Source organism: Promicromonospora sp. Populi (genome assembly GCF_041081105.1).
In the GTDB taxonomy this organism is placed as follows: domain Bacteria; phylum Actinomycetota; class Actinomycetes; order Actinomycetales; family Cellulomonadaceae; genus Promicromonospora.
In genome coordinates this window covers 3,481,401-3,497,735 of record NZ_CP163528.1, presented here as the reverse complement: position 1 = coordinate 3,497,735, position 16,335 = coordinate 3,481,401, and the positions used below count along the sequence as shown (strand labels likewise).

The window sequence follows — 16,335 nt, the reverse complement described above, 5'->3', positions numbered from 1 at the left end:
CACAACCAAAGGTCAGTCCAGGGGGTGCAGGATTCGGTCCAGGAAGCGGCGGGTGCGCTCCTCCGCCGGGTCGCTGAAGATCTGCGCGGGGGCGCCGCGCTCGACCACCACGCCGCCGTCGAGGAACAGCACCTCGGTCGCGACCTGGCGCGCGAACTGCAGCTCGTGGGTCACCACGACCATGGTCCAGCCCTCGTCCGCGAGCTCCTTCATGACGGTCAGCACCTCGCCCACGAGCTCGGGGTCGAGGGCCGACGTCGGCTCGTCGAACAGCAGGAGGTCCGGCTGGAGCGCGAGCGCACGCACGATCCCGACCCGCTGCTGCTGGCCGCCCGACAGCTCGTGCGGGTAGGCGTCGCGCTTGTCGGCCAGGCCGACGCGCGCCAGCAGCTCCTCGGCGCGGGCGACCGCCGTCTGGCGCGGGATCCGCTGCACCTGGGTGGGGCCCTCGATCACGTTCTCCAGCACCGTGCGGTGCGGGAACAGGTTGTGGTGCTGGAACACCATCGCGGACCGGTCGCGCAGGGCCGAGCGATTCTCCTTCGCGAGCCGGGCGGCGGTGCGCCGTCCGGCCCAGGCAGCCGACCCGACGGCGGCGGCCTGGGCGCCGAAATCGATGACCGGGCCGCCGTCGAGCTCGAGCACCCCGGCGTCGGGCGTCTCCAGGCCGTTGAGCGAGCGCAGCACCGTTGTCTTGCCGCTGCCCGAGGGGCCGATCAGGGCGATCACCTCGCCGCGGCGGACGTTCAGGTCGACCCCGCGCAGCACGTGGTTGTCCCCGAACGACTTCTGCAGGCCGTGGGCCGTCAGGAGGGTTGTGATCGGAGCGTCCTCGATGGGGCGGTCCTCGCCTTGCTGGTCCTCAGTGTGCGACATACCGGTCCAGCCTCTTCTCAAGTGCGTTCTGCCCCGTGGACAGCACCGTGCAGAACAGCCAGTAGATCAGGGCGGCCTCGACGTAGACCGTCATGAACTCGCTCGAGAACGCGGCGATCTCCTGCGCCCTGCGGAACAGCTCGGTCACGAGGATCAGCGACGCGAGCGACGTGTCCTTGACCAGTGAGATGAACGTGTTCGACAGCGGCGGCACCGACACGCGTGCGGCCTGCGGCAGGATGATCCGGCCCAGGGCCCGGGCGGGGGACATACCCACCGTCCAGCTCGCCTCCCACTGCCCCTTCGGCACCGACAGGATCGCCGCACGGATCACCTCGGCCGCGTAGCCGCCCACGTTCAGGGAGAACGCGATGATCGCGGCGGGCCACGGGTCGAGCAGGATGCCCAGAGACGGCATGCCGTAGAAGATCACGAACAGCTGCACCAGCAGCGGGGTGCCGCGGATCAGCGAGATGTACGCGCGGGCGATCCACGACAGGAGCCGGTTCGGGGAGAGCCGCAGCAGCGCCACGACGAGGGCGAGCACCAGCCCGATCGCGAACGATGCCAGGGTCAGCGGGATGGTGCCGGTCAGGCCGCCCGACAGCAGTGGCCAGAACGAGTCGGCAATGAGCTGCCAGTCCATGTCTCCCTCTCGATGCCGTCAGCGGAGACGGGTGGCCCGGGGGTCCGCTGTGGTGCGCGGGCTCACTCGGAGACGTCCTCGCCGAAGTACTGCTCGCTCAGCTCGGCGAGGGTGCCGTCGGCGCGCAGGTCAGCCAGGGCGCCGTCGATCGCCGTGGCGAGGGCCTCGCGCTCCGGCGTCACGACGAACGCCGACTGCGACTCCTCCTCGGTCTCCGCGGTGACCTTGATGCCCGAGGCGTCCTCGGTGTTCGCGTAGTCGAGGTAGGTGAGGCTGTCGTTGATCGTGGCGTCCACGCGGCCCTCCTCCAGGAGCGCCACCGCCTGGGCCCAGCCCTCGACACCCTCGACCGTCGCACCGCTCTCCTCGGCGAGCTCGCGCCAGTTGCTGGTGAGCGACTGGGCGGTCGTCCGGCCGTCGAGGTCGGCGAAGCTGGTGATGTCGGTGTTGTCCGCGCTCACGACGAGCACACCCGTCGACACCGTGTACGGCGTCGAGAAGACGTAGTCGGCCTCACGCTCCGGGGTGATGGTCACCTGGTTCGCGATGGTGTCGAAGCGGCCGGCATCCAGGCCGGCGAAGATCGCGTCCCACTGGGTCTCCTGGAACTCGATCTCCAGGCCCAGGTTCTCGGCGACGGCCTGCGCGACCTCGACGTCGTACCCGACCAGCTCACCCGTCTCGTCGTGGTAGCTGAACGGCCGGTACGTGCCCTCCGTGGCGACGGTCAACGTGTCCCCGGACACCAGCCCGAGCTCCTCGCCCGCGCCGCCAGGCTCGCCGGAGCTGCCGCAGCCGGTCAGGGCCAGGAGGGCAGCCGAGGCTGCGACGGCCGAGAGAAAGGCGCGGTTGCGAGGCATGTTGATGGCTCCGTTCGTGGGCGGCACATATCGGTCGTGCCGATGCGTGACCCAAAGTTAGCCGATAGAAAGACTGAACTCACGCACGTTCGCTCCGACGCCAGCGTTCCGGCGTGATCCCGTACCGACCCTTGAACCGCCGAACCAGGTACGCCGCGTCGCGCAGCCCCGTCCTCGCCGCGACGACACCAAGCGGCAGGTCGGTCTCGCGGAGCAGCCGGCGCACCTCGGTCATCCGGCGCTCGGTGATCCATTCGAGCAGGGTGCGGCCCGTGCGCACCCGGACCACGGTGGTCAGGTGCCCGGGCGTGTAACCCAGCGCCCGAGCGACGTCGGACGCGGAGACCGGTTCACGGAACGTCGTCTCGATCTCGTCAAAGACCCGCGTCACGAGCGGGTCGGGCGGTGCGGGGGCCGACGGCGCCAGGCGCGCCGCCCCGATGAGCACCCGCGTCAGCAGGGCCGCCGCCGCCTCCCGCGCCCCGAGCCGGTCCGGCTCCGCCAGCTCCTCCGCGAGGTCTGCCAGCCACGCCGACCAGCGGGGGCGCTCGGCCTCCGGGACGTGTCCGGAACCCGTGGCACCTGCTGAACCCGCCGAACCTGTGGAACCCGCCGAACCTGCCGATCCCGTGGAGCCCACCGAGCCCGCGGAGAACAGCGCCAGGAGCGGGTGGTGCGCCCAGGCGAGGGGCGACACCGAGGCGAGCGACGGGACGGCGTCGGGCGTGAAAGCCACGCTCCAGGCCCGGCAGTGGTGCAGGTCCGCGAGCGACGCCGAGCTGATCGCCTCACCCGGCGCGACGGTGTGCACATCGCCGTCGCGCAGCGGCGTGTCCCGGCCACCCAGCGTGATCGTGCCGCCGCCCCGCTCGATGTAGACGAGCACCAGGAAGTCGTGCGCGTGCCGGTGGTCGGGCGGCAGGTGCGGGTGCTCGGCCTCGAAGTCGATCCGGGTCACCTGGACCTGCGCGGCCCCGGGGCGCGCCGGGTGCCGGTAGACCGGGGTGCCGTCCGGGCGCACGGTACGCAACCGAGCCTGAGCAGGTGCCATCGTCACGTCACCGTCCCCTGTCGCCGTCGTAGTGCCGCGCCCGACGCTACTCCCCGACCGAGGATCGTGCAGTCGTCACCGACTTCCGTCCTGCCAGCACACCGCAGGATGTCCAATGCTGGAGAGATGAACGACACCACCACGGTACGGATCCTCGACCACCGCACCCCCGAGGAACGCGAGCGCGAGTTCCTGCCGGGAATGGGCAAGCCCTGGCTGCTTCCGCTCTACGACGTGTTCTCGCGGTTCTCCCGCGTGCGGCCCCTGCACGAGCGGACGGTGGCGCTCGCGGACATCGCCCCCGGGCAGTCCGTGCTCGACGTCGGCTGCGGCACCGCGAACCTGTCGCTCGCCGTGCTGCGTGCGCAGCCGGCCGCACGGGTCACCGGCCTCGATCCCGACGCAGCCGCCCTGCGCCTCGCGGCCCGCAAGGCGTCCCGGCTGCGGGAGCCGCTCACCCTCGTCCAGGGCTTCGCCGAGCGGCTCCCCGCCGACGACGGATCGCTCGACCACATCGTGTCCTCCCTCGCGCTGCACCACGTGCCCGACGAGGCGCGGGTCCGGTTCGGGAGCGAGGCGCTCCGGGTGCTCCGGCCCGGCGGCAAGGTGACGATCGTGGACTTCGGGAGAGCTGACGGCGCGCACGGCAGATCCGGCCGCGGCCATTCGGCCGTGGCCGCCAACCCGCACACGGCCCGGAATCTCGAGGGCGGCCTGCTGCGCCTCCTCGCGGACGCCGGGTTCACCGACGCCCGCGAGGTGGCGCACGTGGAGCATCGCTTCGGGCCGATCACGTTTGTGCAGGCCACCCGCGACTGACCGGTCGCGGGCCCGCGGCTACGACCGGCGGCGCACCTTCGGCTCCGGCAGCGCCGGGGGTGCCGCCGCGGGACGCTCCGCCAGCCGGCGGAACGCCTCGGCCATGCCGGCTTCGAGCTGCGGGTCGACGTCGGAGAAGTAGTCCGCCGGCGTGTGCCGCACCTCGATGTCGGGGTCCACACCGTGGTTCTCCACGTCGAACCCCTTGCCGTCGAGCCAGAAGGCGTACCGCGGCTGGGTGATGCCGGTACCGTCCACCAGCTCGAAGCGGCCGTCGATGCCGACCACACCGCCCCACGTCCGCACGCCGATCACCGGCCCGACGTCGAGCGCCTGCGCGGCCGCATTCACGATGTCGCCGTCGGACCCCGCGTACTCGTTGGTGACGAGCACCACCGGGCCGCGCGGTGCGCGGTCCGGGTAGGGGGTCGGGCGGTCGTAGTGCCGGTTCAGCCCCCAGCCCGCGACGCGTGCGGCCAGCCGCGCGATCACGAGCTGCGAGGTGTGCCCGCCGCCGTTGAACCGCACGTCCACGACGATGCCCTCGCAGTCCGCGGCGAGCCGCAGGTCGCGGTGCAGCTGCGCCCACCCGGTGCTCATCATGTCCGGGACGTGCACGTAGCCGAGCCGCCCGCCGGACTTCTCGGCGACGTACTCGCGGCGCGACCGCACCCAGTCCTGGTAGCGCAGGTCGGACTCGTTGGCGAGCGGCACGACTACGACCCGGCGGTCGCTGCTGGTCGAGTCGCCGCCTGCCGCTCCAGCATCCGTGGTCTCGGGGCCCGCCGCGTCATCATCCGTCGTAGGCGGTCGTCGGAGCGTGAGCTCGACTGGGATCTCGGCCGCGCCGACCAGGTTCGCCGCCGGGCCGGCCACCGGGTCCACTGGTCGTCCGTCCACGGCGACGATCAGGTCGCCGGGCCGCGCGTCGACACCCGCCGCGCGCAGCGGCGACCGCGCCCCCGGATCGGACGACTCGCTCGGCAGCACCCGCTCGATCCGCCAGCCCTCGGCGGTCCGGGCGAGGTCCGCGCCGAGCAGGCCGAGCTTGCGGGAGGTGTCACCCGGCTCGTGCGGCCGCCGCACATAGGCGTGCGACGTGTTGAGCTCGCCGACCGTCTCCCAGAGCACGTCCTCCAGGTCGTCGTGCGTGGCGAGCCGGTCGACGAGGGGACGCCACCGCGCCACCACGCCGTCCCAGTCGACGCCGTTCATGTCCGCGCGCCAGTAGTGGTCGCGCATGATGCGGGCGTTCTCGTCGAACATCTGGTGCCACTGGGCGCGCGGGTCCACCTCGTAGCGGACGCGCGACAGGTCGATGTCGAACGCGCTGGGGTCTTCGTCGCCCGGCTTGCTCGTGGCCGACTGCGTGCTGAGCCCGGATCCCGACCGGATCACCAGACGCTCGCGATCGCCTGAGACGGCGTACGAGCTCACCTTCTCCGCGATGTCCGTGGCCTTGCGCGCCTCGAACGACCAGAACTGCAGCGCGTTGGGCGTCGGTTCGTCCTCCGCACCGGCGTGCCGCGAGCCGAGCACGCCCGCATCGTCGGTCTCGTGCACCCAGAGCACACCGCCCTTGGCAGCGAGCAGGTCGCGGTAGCGGCCCGAGGTCACCGGGAACGGCACCACACGCTCCTCGGCGCCGTAGAAGTCGATGTCGGGCGAGGCCTCGTCGGGCTTGCTCTTGTTGTGCTCGGTGCCCTCCGTGTCGCTGGCGTCGCCATCGTTGCTGGCGTCGTTTCCGGCGTCCTTGTCGGCGTCCTTGTCGGCGTCCTTGTCGGCGTGCTTGTCGCCGTCCTTCTCGTCCGGCTTGCTCAGGCGCCAGCCGTCGGCGCTCGGCCCGAACGGCGCAGGCTCGGTCGCTGACAGCGGGATGAGCCAGGGCCGCGTCGCGGCGCTGAACGACAGGGCGAACTCGTGCGAGTCGTAGGACGGGTCGAACGTGCGGTTCGAGAGGAACACGACGTACTTGCCGTCGTCGCTGAACGCCGGCGAGAAGTCGTGGAACCGGCCCGAGGTCAGCGGGGTCCCCGTCGGGGTCTCGGAGTGCAGGTCCGCCACGAGGATCTGGTGGTAGTCGCCCTCGGCGCCGGTCGGGCTGGACCAGGCGAGGTACCGCCCGTCCGGGGAGAACGTCGGGGACTCCGCCTCGCCGTTCGTGGACCGGCCGAGCAGTGTGATGGTGCCGGGCACGACGGCGCTCGTGTCTCCGCCGGTGCCGGTGTCGGCATCGTCGTCGGTGGGCACGGCGACCAGGCTCACCCGCCCGTCGTGCGAGATCGCCGCGACCACGTCGCCGTTGGGGCTGGCGGCAAGGTGCAGCACCCGGCCCAGCTCGCCGGCCGCGAGGCGCTGCGGCGTGGCGTCTGGGGCGACGCCCGAGGTGCCGGGGAGCGCGTGGATCTCAAGGGCGTCCTCCCGGCTCTCGTCCGCGCCCGAGCGGTGCGGCGCGTCGGTCACCACGGCCGCCCGACCGGTATCGCCGAGCAGCACGGGCTCGCGCACGCGGACCGACGGGTCGGCGACCAGCGCCCGGGCAGGGCCCGCGCGATGCGTCACCCAGAACGCGGTGCCGAGCCAGCCCACGACGCTCGCGTCGCCGGTCTTGTCGACAGCGAGGCCGTCGATGCTGGTCCGCGTCGAGTGCGGGTCGGCCGAGTACGGCTGCGGGAGGGCGCTGGTGAGCGTGATGTCCAGGCGGCGTGGAGCGCCGGCCAGCTCGTCGAGCAGCCAGAGGTCGCCACGGCTGTGCCACACGATGCGCGCGCCGTCGGACGACGCGTCGCGGACGTAGCCCTCGGCCTCGGTCTGGGTGGTGAGCTGTCGCGGCTCAGGGGCCTGGGTGCCGGTCGCCAGGCCGTCCCACACCCACAGGTTCGCCTGTTCGTCGGCGTGGTCGGGGAACGTCGCCGCACGGTCGGACGTGAACACGAGCGCGTCGCCGATCCACATCGGGTCGTAGGTGCCGGCGGTGTCGCTGGGCAGGGGGCGCTGCCAGTCGGCCGCGCCGTCGGGCCCGGCCGGGCCGCGGTCGAGCCACAGCACCGAGGCCGTGCCGCCGCGGTATCGCTTCCAGTACGCGGGGGTGCGGTAGCCCGCGGAGACGAGGGCGGTCGTGCGGGCGCCGTCCGCGCCCTGATGCTCGGCGACACCCCAGGCGGCCCCGTAGGGCAGGGTCTCGACCACGCCGTCGAGCCCCACCGCGCGCACCACGGTCAGGGACCGCTCGTGCGTGCCGGCGTTGGAGGAGACGAGCACCCGGCCGGCGTCGTCCCAGCCGAGCACCGTCGTCGCGGTGCCGCCGAACCAGGTGAGGCGCCGGGTGGCACCGTCGGACAGCTCGACCACGTAGGCCTCGGGGTGGCCGTCCCGGTGGGACACATACGCCAGCCGCGTGCCGTCGGGCGAGAAGCGCGGTGTGGTGGCGGGGGCGTGATCGCTGGTCAGGCGCCATGCGCGGCCGCCGGACACGGGGGCGAGCCAGACGTCGTCGTCGGCTACAAAGGCGACCTGGTCGCCGTGGATGTGGGGGTACCGGAGATAGGGCTTGGTCACCGGTTCAACGTACTCGCGGGGTCTGACACCCGTCACTGGGAATCGCTGTGGGCAGCAGGCGAGCCCTACGCTGGCTCTCGTGACCGAGCACACCTTCGGGTTCCGCACGCGGGCCCTCCACGCCGGGGGCATCCCCGACGCGGCGACCGGGGCGCGGGCGGTGCCGATCTACCAGACCACGTCGTTCGTGTTCAAGGACACCGCCGACGCCGCGAACCTCTTCGCGCTGCAGAAGTACGGCAACATCTACTCGCGCATCGGCAACCCGACTGTCGCAGCGCTCGAGGAGCGCCTCGCGTCGCTGGAGGGCGGCATCGGCGCGGTCGCGACGGCGTCGGGCATGTCGGCCGAGTTCATCACCTTCGCCGCGCTCGTCGGTGCGGGGGACCACGTGGTCGCGTCCGCGCAGCTGTACGGCGGAACGGTGACGCAGCTCGATGTGACCCTGCGCCGCTTCGGCGTCGAGACGACCTTTGTGCCGGGCACCGATCCCGCGGACTATGCCGCCGCGATCACACCCGAGACCAAGGTCCTGTACACGGAGGTCGTTGCCAACCCGTCGGGTGAGGTCGCCGACCTCGAAGGGCTCGCCGAGGTGGCCCACGCCGCGGGCATCCCCCTGGTCGTGGACGCGACGCTCGCGACGCCGTACCTGACCCGGCCGATCGAGCACGGCGCCGACATCGTGATCCACTCCGTGACGAAGTTCCTCGGCGGGCACGGCACCACGCTCGGCGGCGTCGTGGTGGAGTCGGGCCGGTTCGACTGGGGCAACGGGAAGTTCCCGCAGATGACCGAGCCCGTCCCGTCCTACGGGAACGTGAGCTGGTGGGGGAACTTCGGCGAGTACGGGTTCCTCACCAAGCTGCGGTCCGAGCAGCTGCGCGACATCGGGCCCGCGCTCTCGGCGCAGTCCGCGTTCCAGCTGCTGCAGGGCATCGAGACCCTGCCGCACCGCCTGGACGCACACCTTCAGAACGCCCGCGCCGTCGCCGAGTGGCTCGACTCCGACCCGCGCGTCTCCTACGTGCTCTGGGCCGGCCTCCCGTCGCACCCGCACTACGAGCGCGCGCAGAAGTACCTGCCGCTCGGGCCGGGCTCGGTGTTCGCCTTCGGTCTGCAGGCCCCGGCGGTCGGCGCGTCCGACGGCGTTGGTGCACTCGCCGACGGCGGCTTGTCCGACGCCGAATCCGCCCTCGACGGCCGGGAGACCGGCCGGCTGTTCATCGAGGCGTTGCAGCTCGCCTCGCACCTGGCGAACGTCGGTGACTCGCGCACCCTGGTGATCCACCCGGCGTCGACGACGCACCAGCAGCTGTCGGGCGACCAGCTTGAGGCCGCGGGCGTGCCCGAGGACCTGGTCCGCATCTCCGTGGGCCTGGAGGACCTCGACGACATCCTCTGGGACCTCGACCAGGCCCTGACCAAGGCGACGGGAGCGAACCGATGAGCGAGACCACCAGGACCTGGCAGGGTCCGAGCGCGCCCGAACGGCTCCGGATCCTGCGCTCCACCAAGTCGATAGCGATAGTCGGGGCGTCGACCAACCCGGCGCGGGCGAGCTACTTCGTGGCGACGTACCTGCTCTCCTCCTCCCCGTACGACCTGTACTTCGTGAACCCGCACGCAACCGAGATCCTGGGCCATCCCGTGTACCCGAGCCTGGCCGACCTGCCCGTCGTCCCCGACCTCGTCGACGTCTTCCGGCGGCACGACGACCTGCCCTCCGTGCTCGACGAGACACTGGCCGTGGGCGCCAAGACGCTGTGGCTGCAGCTCGGCTCCTGGCACGAGGACGTGGCGCGCAAGGCCGAGGCCGCCGGGCTGAAGGTGGTGATGGACCGGTGCATCAAGATCGAGCACGCGCGATTCCATGGCGGCCTGCATCTGGCGGGGTTCGACACCGGCGTGATCAGCTCCCGCCGGGCGGACCGCTAGCACCATTGATCGCTGAACCCAGCGCACGTCCTAGAGTCACCTCACGATGAGCACACGCGCAGAGCCGGTCAGCGAGACGGTCCTCGTCGAACGCATCGTCGACCTCGTCCTCGCCTGCTCGGGGGACCGGGCTGGCGCGCCATCGGGGCGCCACGACGCCGGCTCTCCGGTGCGGCTGCTCATCGACGGGCACCCGTCCACACGTCCGGAGCGGCTTGCCGACGCGCTCGTCGCGCCGCTCGAAGCGGCGGGCCGCCCCACGGCCCGGGTCAGCGTCGGTGACTACCTTCGACCGCGGTCGCTACGCCTCGAGCGGGGGCGCGAGGACCCGGACAGCCTGCTCGACAGCTGGATCGACGTCGGTGCGCTGAACCGTGAGGCCCTGACCCGTGTTGTCGAGCGGCGGGAGTACCTGCCCAGCCTGCGCGACCCGGACACCGATCGGGCCACCCGTTCCGCTTACGTGTCCACCGCGCCGGGAACCGTCCTGGTGCTCGACGGCGCACTCGCGATCGGCCGGGGGCTCGACGTCGACGTCGCGGTGCACCTCTCGCTCAAGCCGGCCACGATCCGGCGTCGGACGCCACCCGAGCAGACGTGGACGATCCCCGCCTACGAGCAGTACGCACGCGAGATCGAGGGTTTGCCGGACCTGGTGGTCCGGGTGGACCACCCGGACCACCCCGCCCTCACGCACGCCTGAACCGGCGAACCGCCCCGAGTCGGAGCGCCAGCCGGCGCCAGAGCACCAGCCCCGGTCAGAGCACCAGGCAGAACGGATGCCCCGCCGGGTCGGCGAACACCCGGAACCCGTCACCCTGGCCGGGGAGGCGTGCGGCACCGAGTGCGAGTGCCGCTGCCTCGCCGGCATCGAGATCGGGCACCCGGATGTCGAGGTGGACCTGCTGTGGGTAAGCGGGATCCGGCCATCGCGGCGGGTTGTACTCCTCGACGGACTGAAAGAGCACCGGCCTGTCGCCGCCGAGCATGGCGACGCCGTCGGCGTCGTAGGTCACCGGCTGACCCAGCACACCCGACCAGAACTGGGCGAGCGCCGATGCGTCGGCGCAGTCGAACGTGGTGCCCATGACCGCGACGCCCTCCGACCCTTCCTTGAGACAGAGGTCGAAGGGATGCCCGGCGGGGTCGGCGAGGGTGATCCACTGCTCGCTCTCCCGCAGGACGCGCGCCCCGAGCTCCACCGCGCGGGCGCTCCCGGCCGCCAGGTCCGGTACGTACAGGTCGAGGTGCGCCTGCTGGGGGTGCTCCTGACCCGGCCACTGCGGTGCTATGTGGTCAGGCGCAAGCTGGAACGCGATGCGCCACTGGTCGGGAGTGACCACGGTGACCCAGTCCCAGTCGTCGGAATCTTTGTCGACGGCACCGCCCGTCAGGGCCGTCCAGAAGGTGGCCTCGACGGCGAGGTCAGGGACGTCCAGGGCCACGGTCTTCAGAGTGCCGATCCCGCCGGACACGGGCGCGGCGCCCTTGCCGTCTGCGGAAGTCTGCTCGGTGGACGTGGGTTCGGTCATGACTCGGCCCTTCAAGAGGTGGTCATACGAGGAGTGCTTACGCTCCTACCTTGCACCTGGTCACTGACACTCCCCGCCGAGGCCCCGACCGCCCGCGCGATCCTGCTACTTCGCCGCCTCGTTGAGCAACGCACCGAGCCGGTCGAGGGACCCGGGCACCACCGAGTAGTAGGCCCACTTGCCCCGCTGCTCCCGGGCGAGCAGACCGGCGTCGACCAGGATCTTCAGGTGGTGGCTCACCGTGGGCTGGCTCAGGCCGACCGGCTCGGTGAGGTCGCACACGCAGGCCTCGCCGCCGTCGTGCGCCGCGACGATCGAGAGCAGCCGCACCCGGGTGGGGTCGCCCAGCGCCTTGAAGGAGCGGGCGAGCTCCGCGGCGGCGGCCGGGTCGGCAGCTTCCCGGACGAGGGGAGCGCAGCAGGCGCCGGACGGCGAAGCTGCCGGTGTGGTCTCGATCGCGATCGTCGTCATGCCCCCATCTTGCCACGCATCGAAGTTTCTGGATATGTTCTGCTCAGTAACGCATCGAAGTTCTTCAATCTGACCGACAGTGCATGACAGCGACGAACAGAGAAGATGGTGACGGGAACATGACGACGACAGCGCAGAACCTTCCGGTCGTGGTGATCGGCGCGGGTCCAGTAGGCCTGGCCGCCGCGGCCCACCTCGCCGAGCGCGGGCTCGAACCCCTGGTCCTGGAGGCCGGCGACGGCCCTGGGGCCGCCGTCGCGCAATGGGGGCATGTGCGGCTCTTTTCGCCATGGCGGTACGACGTCGACGCCGCCGCCCGCCGTCTGCTCACCTCCGGCACGGAGGAAGACCAGTGGGACGAGCCCGACCCGGACGCGCTACCTGCGGGCGCTGACCTCGTCGAGCGTTACCTCGAACCACTGGCTGCCGCGCTCGTCGAGTCCGCCGGGGCGCAGATCCGCTATGGCGTGCGGGTGCTCGCCGTGACCAGGGACGGCGCGGACCGCTCCCGCTCGCTGGGGCGCGAGCGGCTGCCCTACCTGGTGCGGGTCACTACCGGACCTGCGGAAGGTGCCAGCGCTGGTCTCGTCGGCGCTGTCGAGGAGATCCGCGCGCAGGCGGTGATCGACGCGTCCGGAACCTTCGAGCGGCCCAACCCGCTGGGGACCTCGGGCCTGCCCGCCATGGGCGAGGAGACGTCGGCGCGCTTCCTCAGGGGCGCCCTGCCGGACGTGCTCGGCCGTGACCGGGACCTGTTCGCCGGCCGACACACGCTGGTGGTCGGCATGGGCCACTCGGCGGCGAACACCCTGCTCAGCCTGGTCGAGCTCGCCGAGCAGGACACACCCGAACAAGACGCACCCAGGACCAGGATCACCTGGGCGATCCGTAGCGGATCGCCGCGCCGCCTGTACGGCGGCGGGGCGGACGACGAGCTTCCCGCGCGTGGCCTGCTCGGCACCCGGCTGCGCGACGCGGTGCAGGCTGGTCGGATCGAGCTGCTCACCCGGGTGGTGATCGACCGGCTCGTGCCGTCGGTCGGCACCAACGAATCCGTCGGCGGAGACACGGTGCGCGTCCTCGGCACGGCGCGCCGCGACGGCGACGACGGCGTCCTCGACCTGACCGTGCACAACATCGCGGCCGCCACCGGCTTCCGGCCTGACCTGGCGATGCTGCGGGAGGTCCGGCTCGACCTCGACCCCGTGGTGGAGGCGCCCCGGCAGATCGCGTCGCTCATCGACCCGAACTTCCACTCCTGCGGCACCGTCCCCGCGCACGGCGAGGCCCAGCTCGCGCACCCGGACGCCGGTTTCTACCTGGTGGGCATGAAGTCCTACGGCAGGGCCCCGACCTTCCTCCTTGCCACCGGGTACGAGCAGGTCCGGTCCATCGCCGCCGCGCTGGCCGGCGATCGTGCGGCGGCCGACTCCGTCGAGCTGAACCTCCCGCAGACCGGCGTCTGCTCGTCCGACCTCGCCATGGCCGCCGACGAGGACGGGGTCGTCTCGCCAGAGCTCGCCACCTCAGGGTCCGGGTCGTGCTGTGCCGCTCCGGCCGGCTCCCAGCAGGTCACGATCGGGGCAGCGCCGGCGGGCACGCCGGCAACGGGATCAGTGCCGACCGGATCAGTCGGCTTCAGCACGGGAGTGGCGCACGGCCGGTCGGCCGACTGACCCCGCTGTACCCGGCCCGGGTCGGGCCGGGTACAGCACGGCGGTCAGCCCGACGCCGATCGCCCCGCCGACCAGCTGCGCCAGCACAAACGGCAGCACGGAGCCGGGCGCGATCCCCGCGAAGGTGTCGCTGAACATGCGGCCCACGGTGACGGCCGGGTTGGCGAACGCTGTCGAGCTGGTGAACCAGTACGCAGCGCCGATGTAGGCGCCCACGGCCGGGGCGACCAGGCCGGCGCGCCCGGCGCGCATCAGGCCGAAGATCACCAGGACGAGGCCCGCCGTGGCAACAACCTCGGCGAGGAACGCGGCGCCCGACTCCCGCTCCGTGGTCGCGATCGACGTCGGCTCACCGAACATGGCGTTCGCCAGCAGTGCGCCCCCGATCGCGCCGGCTACCTGCGCGCCGATGTAGGCGGCGACCTCGCCGAGCCGCCTCCCGGCAGGCTCGCGCGGGCCGAGGACCTGGTCCACCAGGGTCACCACGGGATTGAGGTGCGCTCCGCTCACGGGCCCGAGCACGGAGATCAGCACGGCGAGGCCGAGCGCGGTGGCGATCGAGTTCTCCAGGAGCTGCAGTCCGACGTCGTCGGGCGACAGGTTCGCTGCTGCGATACCGGACCCGACCACCGTCGCGACCAGCAGCCCGGTCCCGAGGGCCTCGCCGGCCACCCGCCGCCACAACGGCGCGGGGCCGGGGACGGGACGAGATGCGCTCACGCGACCGGCTGCACGCCGAGCTCGGCGATCAGGCCGCGTACGCGCCGCTCGATCTCGTCGCGGATGGGGCGGATGGCCTCGATGCCCTGGCCTGCCGGGTCGTCGAGCTCCCAGTCCTGGTAGTTCTTGCCGGGGTAGTAGGGGCAGGCGTCGCCGCAGCCCATGGTGATGACGGCGTCGGACGCCTCGACCGCCTCGGTGGTCAGCACCTTCGGCCTCTCCTCGCGGATGTCTATGCCCTTCTCGAGCATGGCCTCCACGGCGACCGGGTTGATCATCTCGGCGGGCATGGACCCGGCGGACCGGACCTCGACGGCGCCGTCGGACAGCGCGCGGAGGAAACCCGCGGCCATCTGGGACCGGCCCGCATTGTGCACGCAGACGAACAGGGCGGACGGCTTGGTCTGGGTCTGGGTCTGGGTCTGGGTCTGGGTCTGGGGCTCGGACACGGGCTCTCCATTGCGGTACGTGGATCGTTCGGACTAGTGGTCTGCTCGGGACGGCGCCGGGGCGCGCGTCCGGTGGCTCTGCTGGTAGTTCTGGTTCCCGCCCGAGAGGTTCGCGACGTCGGAGAAGCCGAGGTTGCGCAGCACGTTCTGGCCCGCGTTCCCGGTGACACCCTTGTTGCAGTAGGTCACTGTGGGCAGGTTCGGATCAAGCTCGCCCGACCGCTGCCGCAGCTGGTCCAGGGGGATGTGCACCGAGTCCGGCACGGCGGACTTCGCACGGTCCTTCGCGGAGCGCACGTCCACCACCTGGATCCGCTCTCCGTCGGCCCGACGCCGGTCCAGCTCGGCCGGGGTGACGAGCGGCGCCTGACCGCTGATCGCGTTGGCCAGCGCCATGCCGGTGTAGTGCACCGGGTCCTTGGTGGCGTAGGTGGGGGAGTAGGCGAGATCGAGGTGGAACAGGTCGGCGACATGGGCGCCGAAGGTGATCGCGGTGGCCAGGACGTCGATCCGCTTGTCCGCTCCTGACGCCCCGATCACCTGGGCGCCGAGCAGCCTGCTCGAGGCCCGGTCGGCAACGGCCTTGATCACCAAGGGCTTGCCACCCAGGTACTCCGGCCGGTCGGGCTTGATGTTGTGCAGCACCTCGATGTCGTACCCGGCGGCGCGCGCCTGCTCCTCGGTGAACCCGGTCTGGGCGACACCCAGATCGAATACACGCACGATGGAGGTGCCGAGGATTCCGCGGTGCTCGAGCCTGCCCCCGGTCATCGCGTCGCCGGCGATGCGGCCCGTCTTGTTCGCGGTGGAGCCGAGCGGCACCCACATCGGCTCGCCGGTGATGAGGTTGAACGACTCGGCGACATCTCCCACCGCCCACAGGTGCTTCACGCTGGTACGGCCCTGCCGGTCGACGGCGATTGCGTGCGTGGGACCGATCCGCACCCCGGCCTGCTGCGCAAGCTCCAGGTTGGGCCGCACGCCCACCGCGACGATCACCAGGTCGGCCGGGACGGTATCGCCGTCGTCCGGCGAACCGACGCGCACGCCGGTCACACCGTCGTCGTCCCCCTCGATCGCGGCGACGCGTGTGGACAGGCGCAGGTCGACCTCGTTGCGGCGCAGCTCCGCATCGACGCGCGCGGACATGTCGGTGTCCATCCGGGGCATCGCGTGCTCCAGCGCCTCGACCACGGTCACCTCGATGCCGCGCCTGGTGAGCTGCTCGGTCATCTCCAGCCCGATGTAGCCGGCGCCCACGACGACGGCGCGGCGCACCTGGCGCTGCTCGACCCATTCGCGGATCGCCCGCGCATCGGACGGGTTGCGGACCGTGAACACCCCTGGCAGGTCTATGCCGGCGAGCGGCGGGACCACGCTGCGCACACCCGTCGCCAGCACCAGCTCGTCGTAGCCGTCAACGAAGGTGCGGCCGGTGGTCAGGTCACGGACCGTCACGGTGCGGGCCTCCGCATCCACGGCGGTGACCTCGTGCCCGGTGCGCACGTCGACGTTGTACCGGGCCTTGAACCAGGCCGGGTCGCGCGGCGTCAGCTCGTCGATCCCGTCGACCTCCCCGCCGACGAAGTAGGGCAGGCCGCACCCGGAGTAGGAGATGTCGTGGTCGCGCTCGTACACGGTGATCTGCGCGGTCTCGGTGTTGCGCCGAGCCTTGGCGGCCGCCGATGTGCCGGCCGCGACCGATCCGACGATGACGACCTTCAACGGCCGGGGCTGCC

15 protein-coding genes are annotated in these 16,335 nt (G+C 71.8%); 5 read left to right on the top strand and 10 right to left on the bottom strand.

Going from position 1 to position 16,335, the window contains the following annotated elements; all coding sequences use genetic code 11:
* Positions 1 to 12: 12 nt before the first annotated feature.
* From AB1046_RS15885 to AB1046_RS15870, 4 genes are all read right to left on the bottom strand, one after another.
* Positions 13 to 876, bottom strand: coding sequence for an amino acid ABC transporter ATP-binding protein (locus tag AB1046_RS15885; protein WP_369370265.1), 864 nt, complete (start codon positions 874 to 876; stop codon positions 13 to 15).
* On the bottom strand, positions 863 to 1,522 hold the full coding sequence (locus tag AB1046_RS15880; RefSeq protein ID WP_369370264.1) for an amino acid ABC transporter permease: 660 nt from the start codon (positions 1,520 to 1,522) through the stop codon (positions 863 to 865). The genes AB1046_RS15885 and AB1046_RS15880 overlap by 14 nt, the downstream gene beginning before the upstream one ends.
* A 62-nt stretch (positions 1,523 to 1,584) precedes the next feature.
* Positions 1,585 to 2,382, bottom strand: a complete 798-nt coding sequence (locus AB1046_RS15875; RefSeq protein ID WP_369370263.1) for an amino acid ABC transporter substrate-binding protein — start codon at positions 2,380 to 2,382, stop codon at positions 1,585 to 1,587.
* Between the two features lie 79 nt (positions 2,383 to 2,461).
* Positions 2,462 to 3,433, bottom strand: coding sequence for a helix-turn-helix domain-containing protein (locus tag AB1046_RS15870; RefSeq protein ID WP_369375739.1), 972 nt, complete (start codon positions 3,431 to 3,433; stop codon positions 2,462 to 2,464).
* A gap of 126 nt (positions 3,434 to 3,559) precedes the next feature.
* Here AB1046_RS15870 and AB1046_RS15865 point away from each other — a divergent pair, with 126 nt between their 5' ends.
* Complete coding sequence (locus AB1046_RS15865) at positions 3,560 to 4,252, top strand: class I SAM-dependent methyltransferase (protein ID WP_369370262.1); 693 nt, start codon at positions 3,560 to 3,562, stop codon at positions 4,250 to 4,252.
* A gap of 18 nt (positions 4,253 to 4,270) precedes the next feature.
* Here the strand turns inward: AB1046_RS15865 and AB1046_RS15860 are convergent, their stop codons facing one another.
* Complete coding sequence (locus AB1046_RS15860) at positions 4,271 to 7,810, bottom strand: S41 family peptidase (RefSeq protein WP_369370261.1); 3,540 nt, start codon at positions 7,808 to 7,810, stop codon at positions 4,271 to 4,273.
* A 79-nt stretch (positions 7,811 to 7,889) separates the two neighbouring features.
* On the opposite strand from AB1046_RS15860, the gene AB1046_RS15855 reads away from it, so the two are divergent.
* Genes AB1046_RS15855 through AB1046_RS15845 form a run of 3 tightly spaced genes read left to right on the top strand, consistent with a single transcriptional unit; the run spans position 7,890 to position 10,451 of the window.
* Positions 7,890 to 9,260 (top strand): O-acetylhomoserine aminocarboxypropyltransferase/cysteine synthase family protein, encoded by a 1,371-nt coding sequence (locus AB1046_RS15855; RefSeq protein WP_369370260.1) that lies wholly within the window; start codon positions 7,890 to 7,892, stop codon positions 9,258 to 9,260.
* On the top strand, positions 9,257 to 9,748 hold the full coding sequence (locus tag AB1046_RS15850; protein ID WP_369370259.1) for a CoA-binding protein: 492 nt from the start codon (positions 9,257 to 9,259) through the stop codon (positions 9,746 to 9,748). Before AB1046_RS15855 ends, AB1046_RS15850 begins: the two co-directional genes overlap by 4 nt.
* Positions 9,749 to 9,794: 46 nt before the next feature.
* Positions 9,795 to 10,451: a uridine kinase gene (locus AB1046_RS15845; protein WP_369370258.1), complete on the top strand. Its 657-nt coding sequence runs from the start codon at positions 9,795 to 9,797 to the stop codon at positions 10,449 to 10,451.
* 55 nt (positions 10,452 to 10,506) lie between these two features.
* Here AB1046_RS15845 and AB1046_RS15840 read toward each other — a convergent pair whose 3' ends face one another.
* Together AB1046_RS15840 and AB1046_RS15835 are read right to left on the bottom strand one after the other, a co-directional pair.
* Positions 10,507 to 11,280, bottom strand: coding sequence for a VOC family protein (locus AB1046_RS15840; protein WP_369370257.1), 774 nt, complete (start codon positions 11,278 to 11,280; stop codon positions 10,507 to 10,509).
* Positions 11,281 to 11,385: 105 nt separating this feature from the next.
* Complete coding sequence (locus AB1046_RS15835; RefSeq protein ID WP_369370256.1) at positions 11,386 to 11,751, bottom strand: ArsR/SmtB family transcription factor; 366 nt, start codon at positions 11,749 to 11,751, stop codon at positions 11,386 to 11,388.
* Positions 11,752 to 11,870: 119 nt separating this feature from the next.
* On the opposite strand from AB1046_RS15835, the gene AB1046_RS15830 reads away from it, so the two are divergent.
* Positions 11,871 to 13,427, top strand: coding sequence for an FAD-dependent oxidoreductase (locus tag AB1046_RS15830; RefSeq protein ID WP_369370255.1), 1,557 nt, complete (start codon positions 11,871 to 11,873; stop codon positions 13,425 to 13,427).
* Here AB1046_RS15830 and AB1046_RS15825 read toward each other — a convergent pair.
* From AB1046_RS15825 to AB1046_RS15815, 3 genes are read right to left on the bottom strand one after another with little or no spacing between them, the layout of a single operon-like run.
* A complete protein-coding gene (locus tag AB1046_RS15825) occupies positions 13,380 to 14,147 on the bottom strand; it encodes an aquaporin (RefSeq protein ID WP_369370254.1) in 768 nt (255 codons plus the stop codon). The genes AB1046_RS15830 and AB1046_RS15825 overlap by 48 nt on opposite strands.
* On the bottom strand, positions 14,144 to 14,596 hold the full coding sequence (locus AB1046_RS15820) for an arsenate reductase ArsC (protein ID WP_369370253.1): 453 nt from the start codon (positions 14,594 to 14,596) through the stop codon (positions 14,144 to 14,146). The genes AB1046_RS15825 and AB1046_RS15820 overlap by 4 nt, the downstream gene beginning before the upstream one ends.
* Before the next feature lie 33 nt (positions 14,597 to 14,629).
* On the bottom strand, positions 14,630 to 16,321 hold the full coding sequence (locus tag AB1046_RS15815) for an FAD-dependent oxidoreductase (protein ID WP_369375737.1): 1,692 nt from the start codon (positions 16,319 to 16,321) through the stop codon (positions 14,630 to 14,632).
* Between the last annotated feature and the right edge of the window lie 14 nt (positions 16,322 to 16,335).

Coding starts and splice junctions, on each gene's coding strand:
- AB1046_RS15885 (WP_369370265.1), bottom strand. CDS start 876: ATGTCGCACACTGAGGACCAGCAAGGCGAGGACCGCCCCATCGAGGAC.
- AB1046_RS15880 (WP_369370264.1), bottom strand. CDS start 1,522: ATGGACTGGCAGCTCATTGCCGACTCGTTCTGGCCACTGCTGTCGGGC.
- AB1046_RS15875 (WP_369370263.1), bottom strand. CDS start 2,382: ATGCCTCGCAACCGCGCCTTTCTCTCGGCCGTCGCAGCCTCGGCTGCC.
- AB1046_RS15870 (WP_369375739.1), bottom strand. CDS start 3,433: ATGGCACCTGCTCAGGCTCGGTTGCGTACCGTGCGCCCGGACGGCACC.
- AB1046_RS15865 (WP_369370262.1), top strand. CDS start 3,560: ATGAACGACACCACCACGGTACGGATCCTCGACCACCGCACCCCCGAG.
- AB1046_RS15850 (WP_369370259.1), top strand. CDS start 9,257: ATGAGCGAGACCACCAGGACCTGGCAGGGTCCGAGCGCGCCCGAACGG.
- AB1046_RS15845 (WP_369370258.1), top strand. CDS start 9,795: ATGAGCACACGCGCAGAGCCGGTCAGCGAGACGGTCCTCGTCGAACGC.
- AB1046_RS15840 (WP_369370257.1), bottom strand. CDS start 11,280: ATGACCGAACCCACGTCCACCGAGCAGACTTCCGCAGACGGCAAGGGC.
- AB1046_RS15835 (WP_369370256.1), bottom strand. CDS start 11,751: ATGACGACGATCGCGATCGAGACCACACCGGCAGCTTCGCCGTCCGGC.
- AB1046_RS15830 (WP_369370255.1), top strand. CDS start 11,871: ATGACGACGACAGCGCAGAACCTTCCGGTCGTGGTGATCGGCGCGGGT.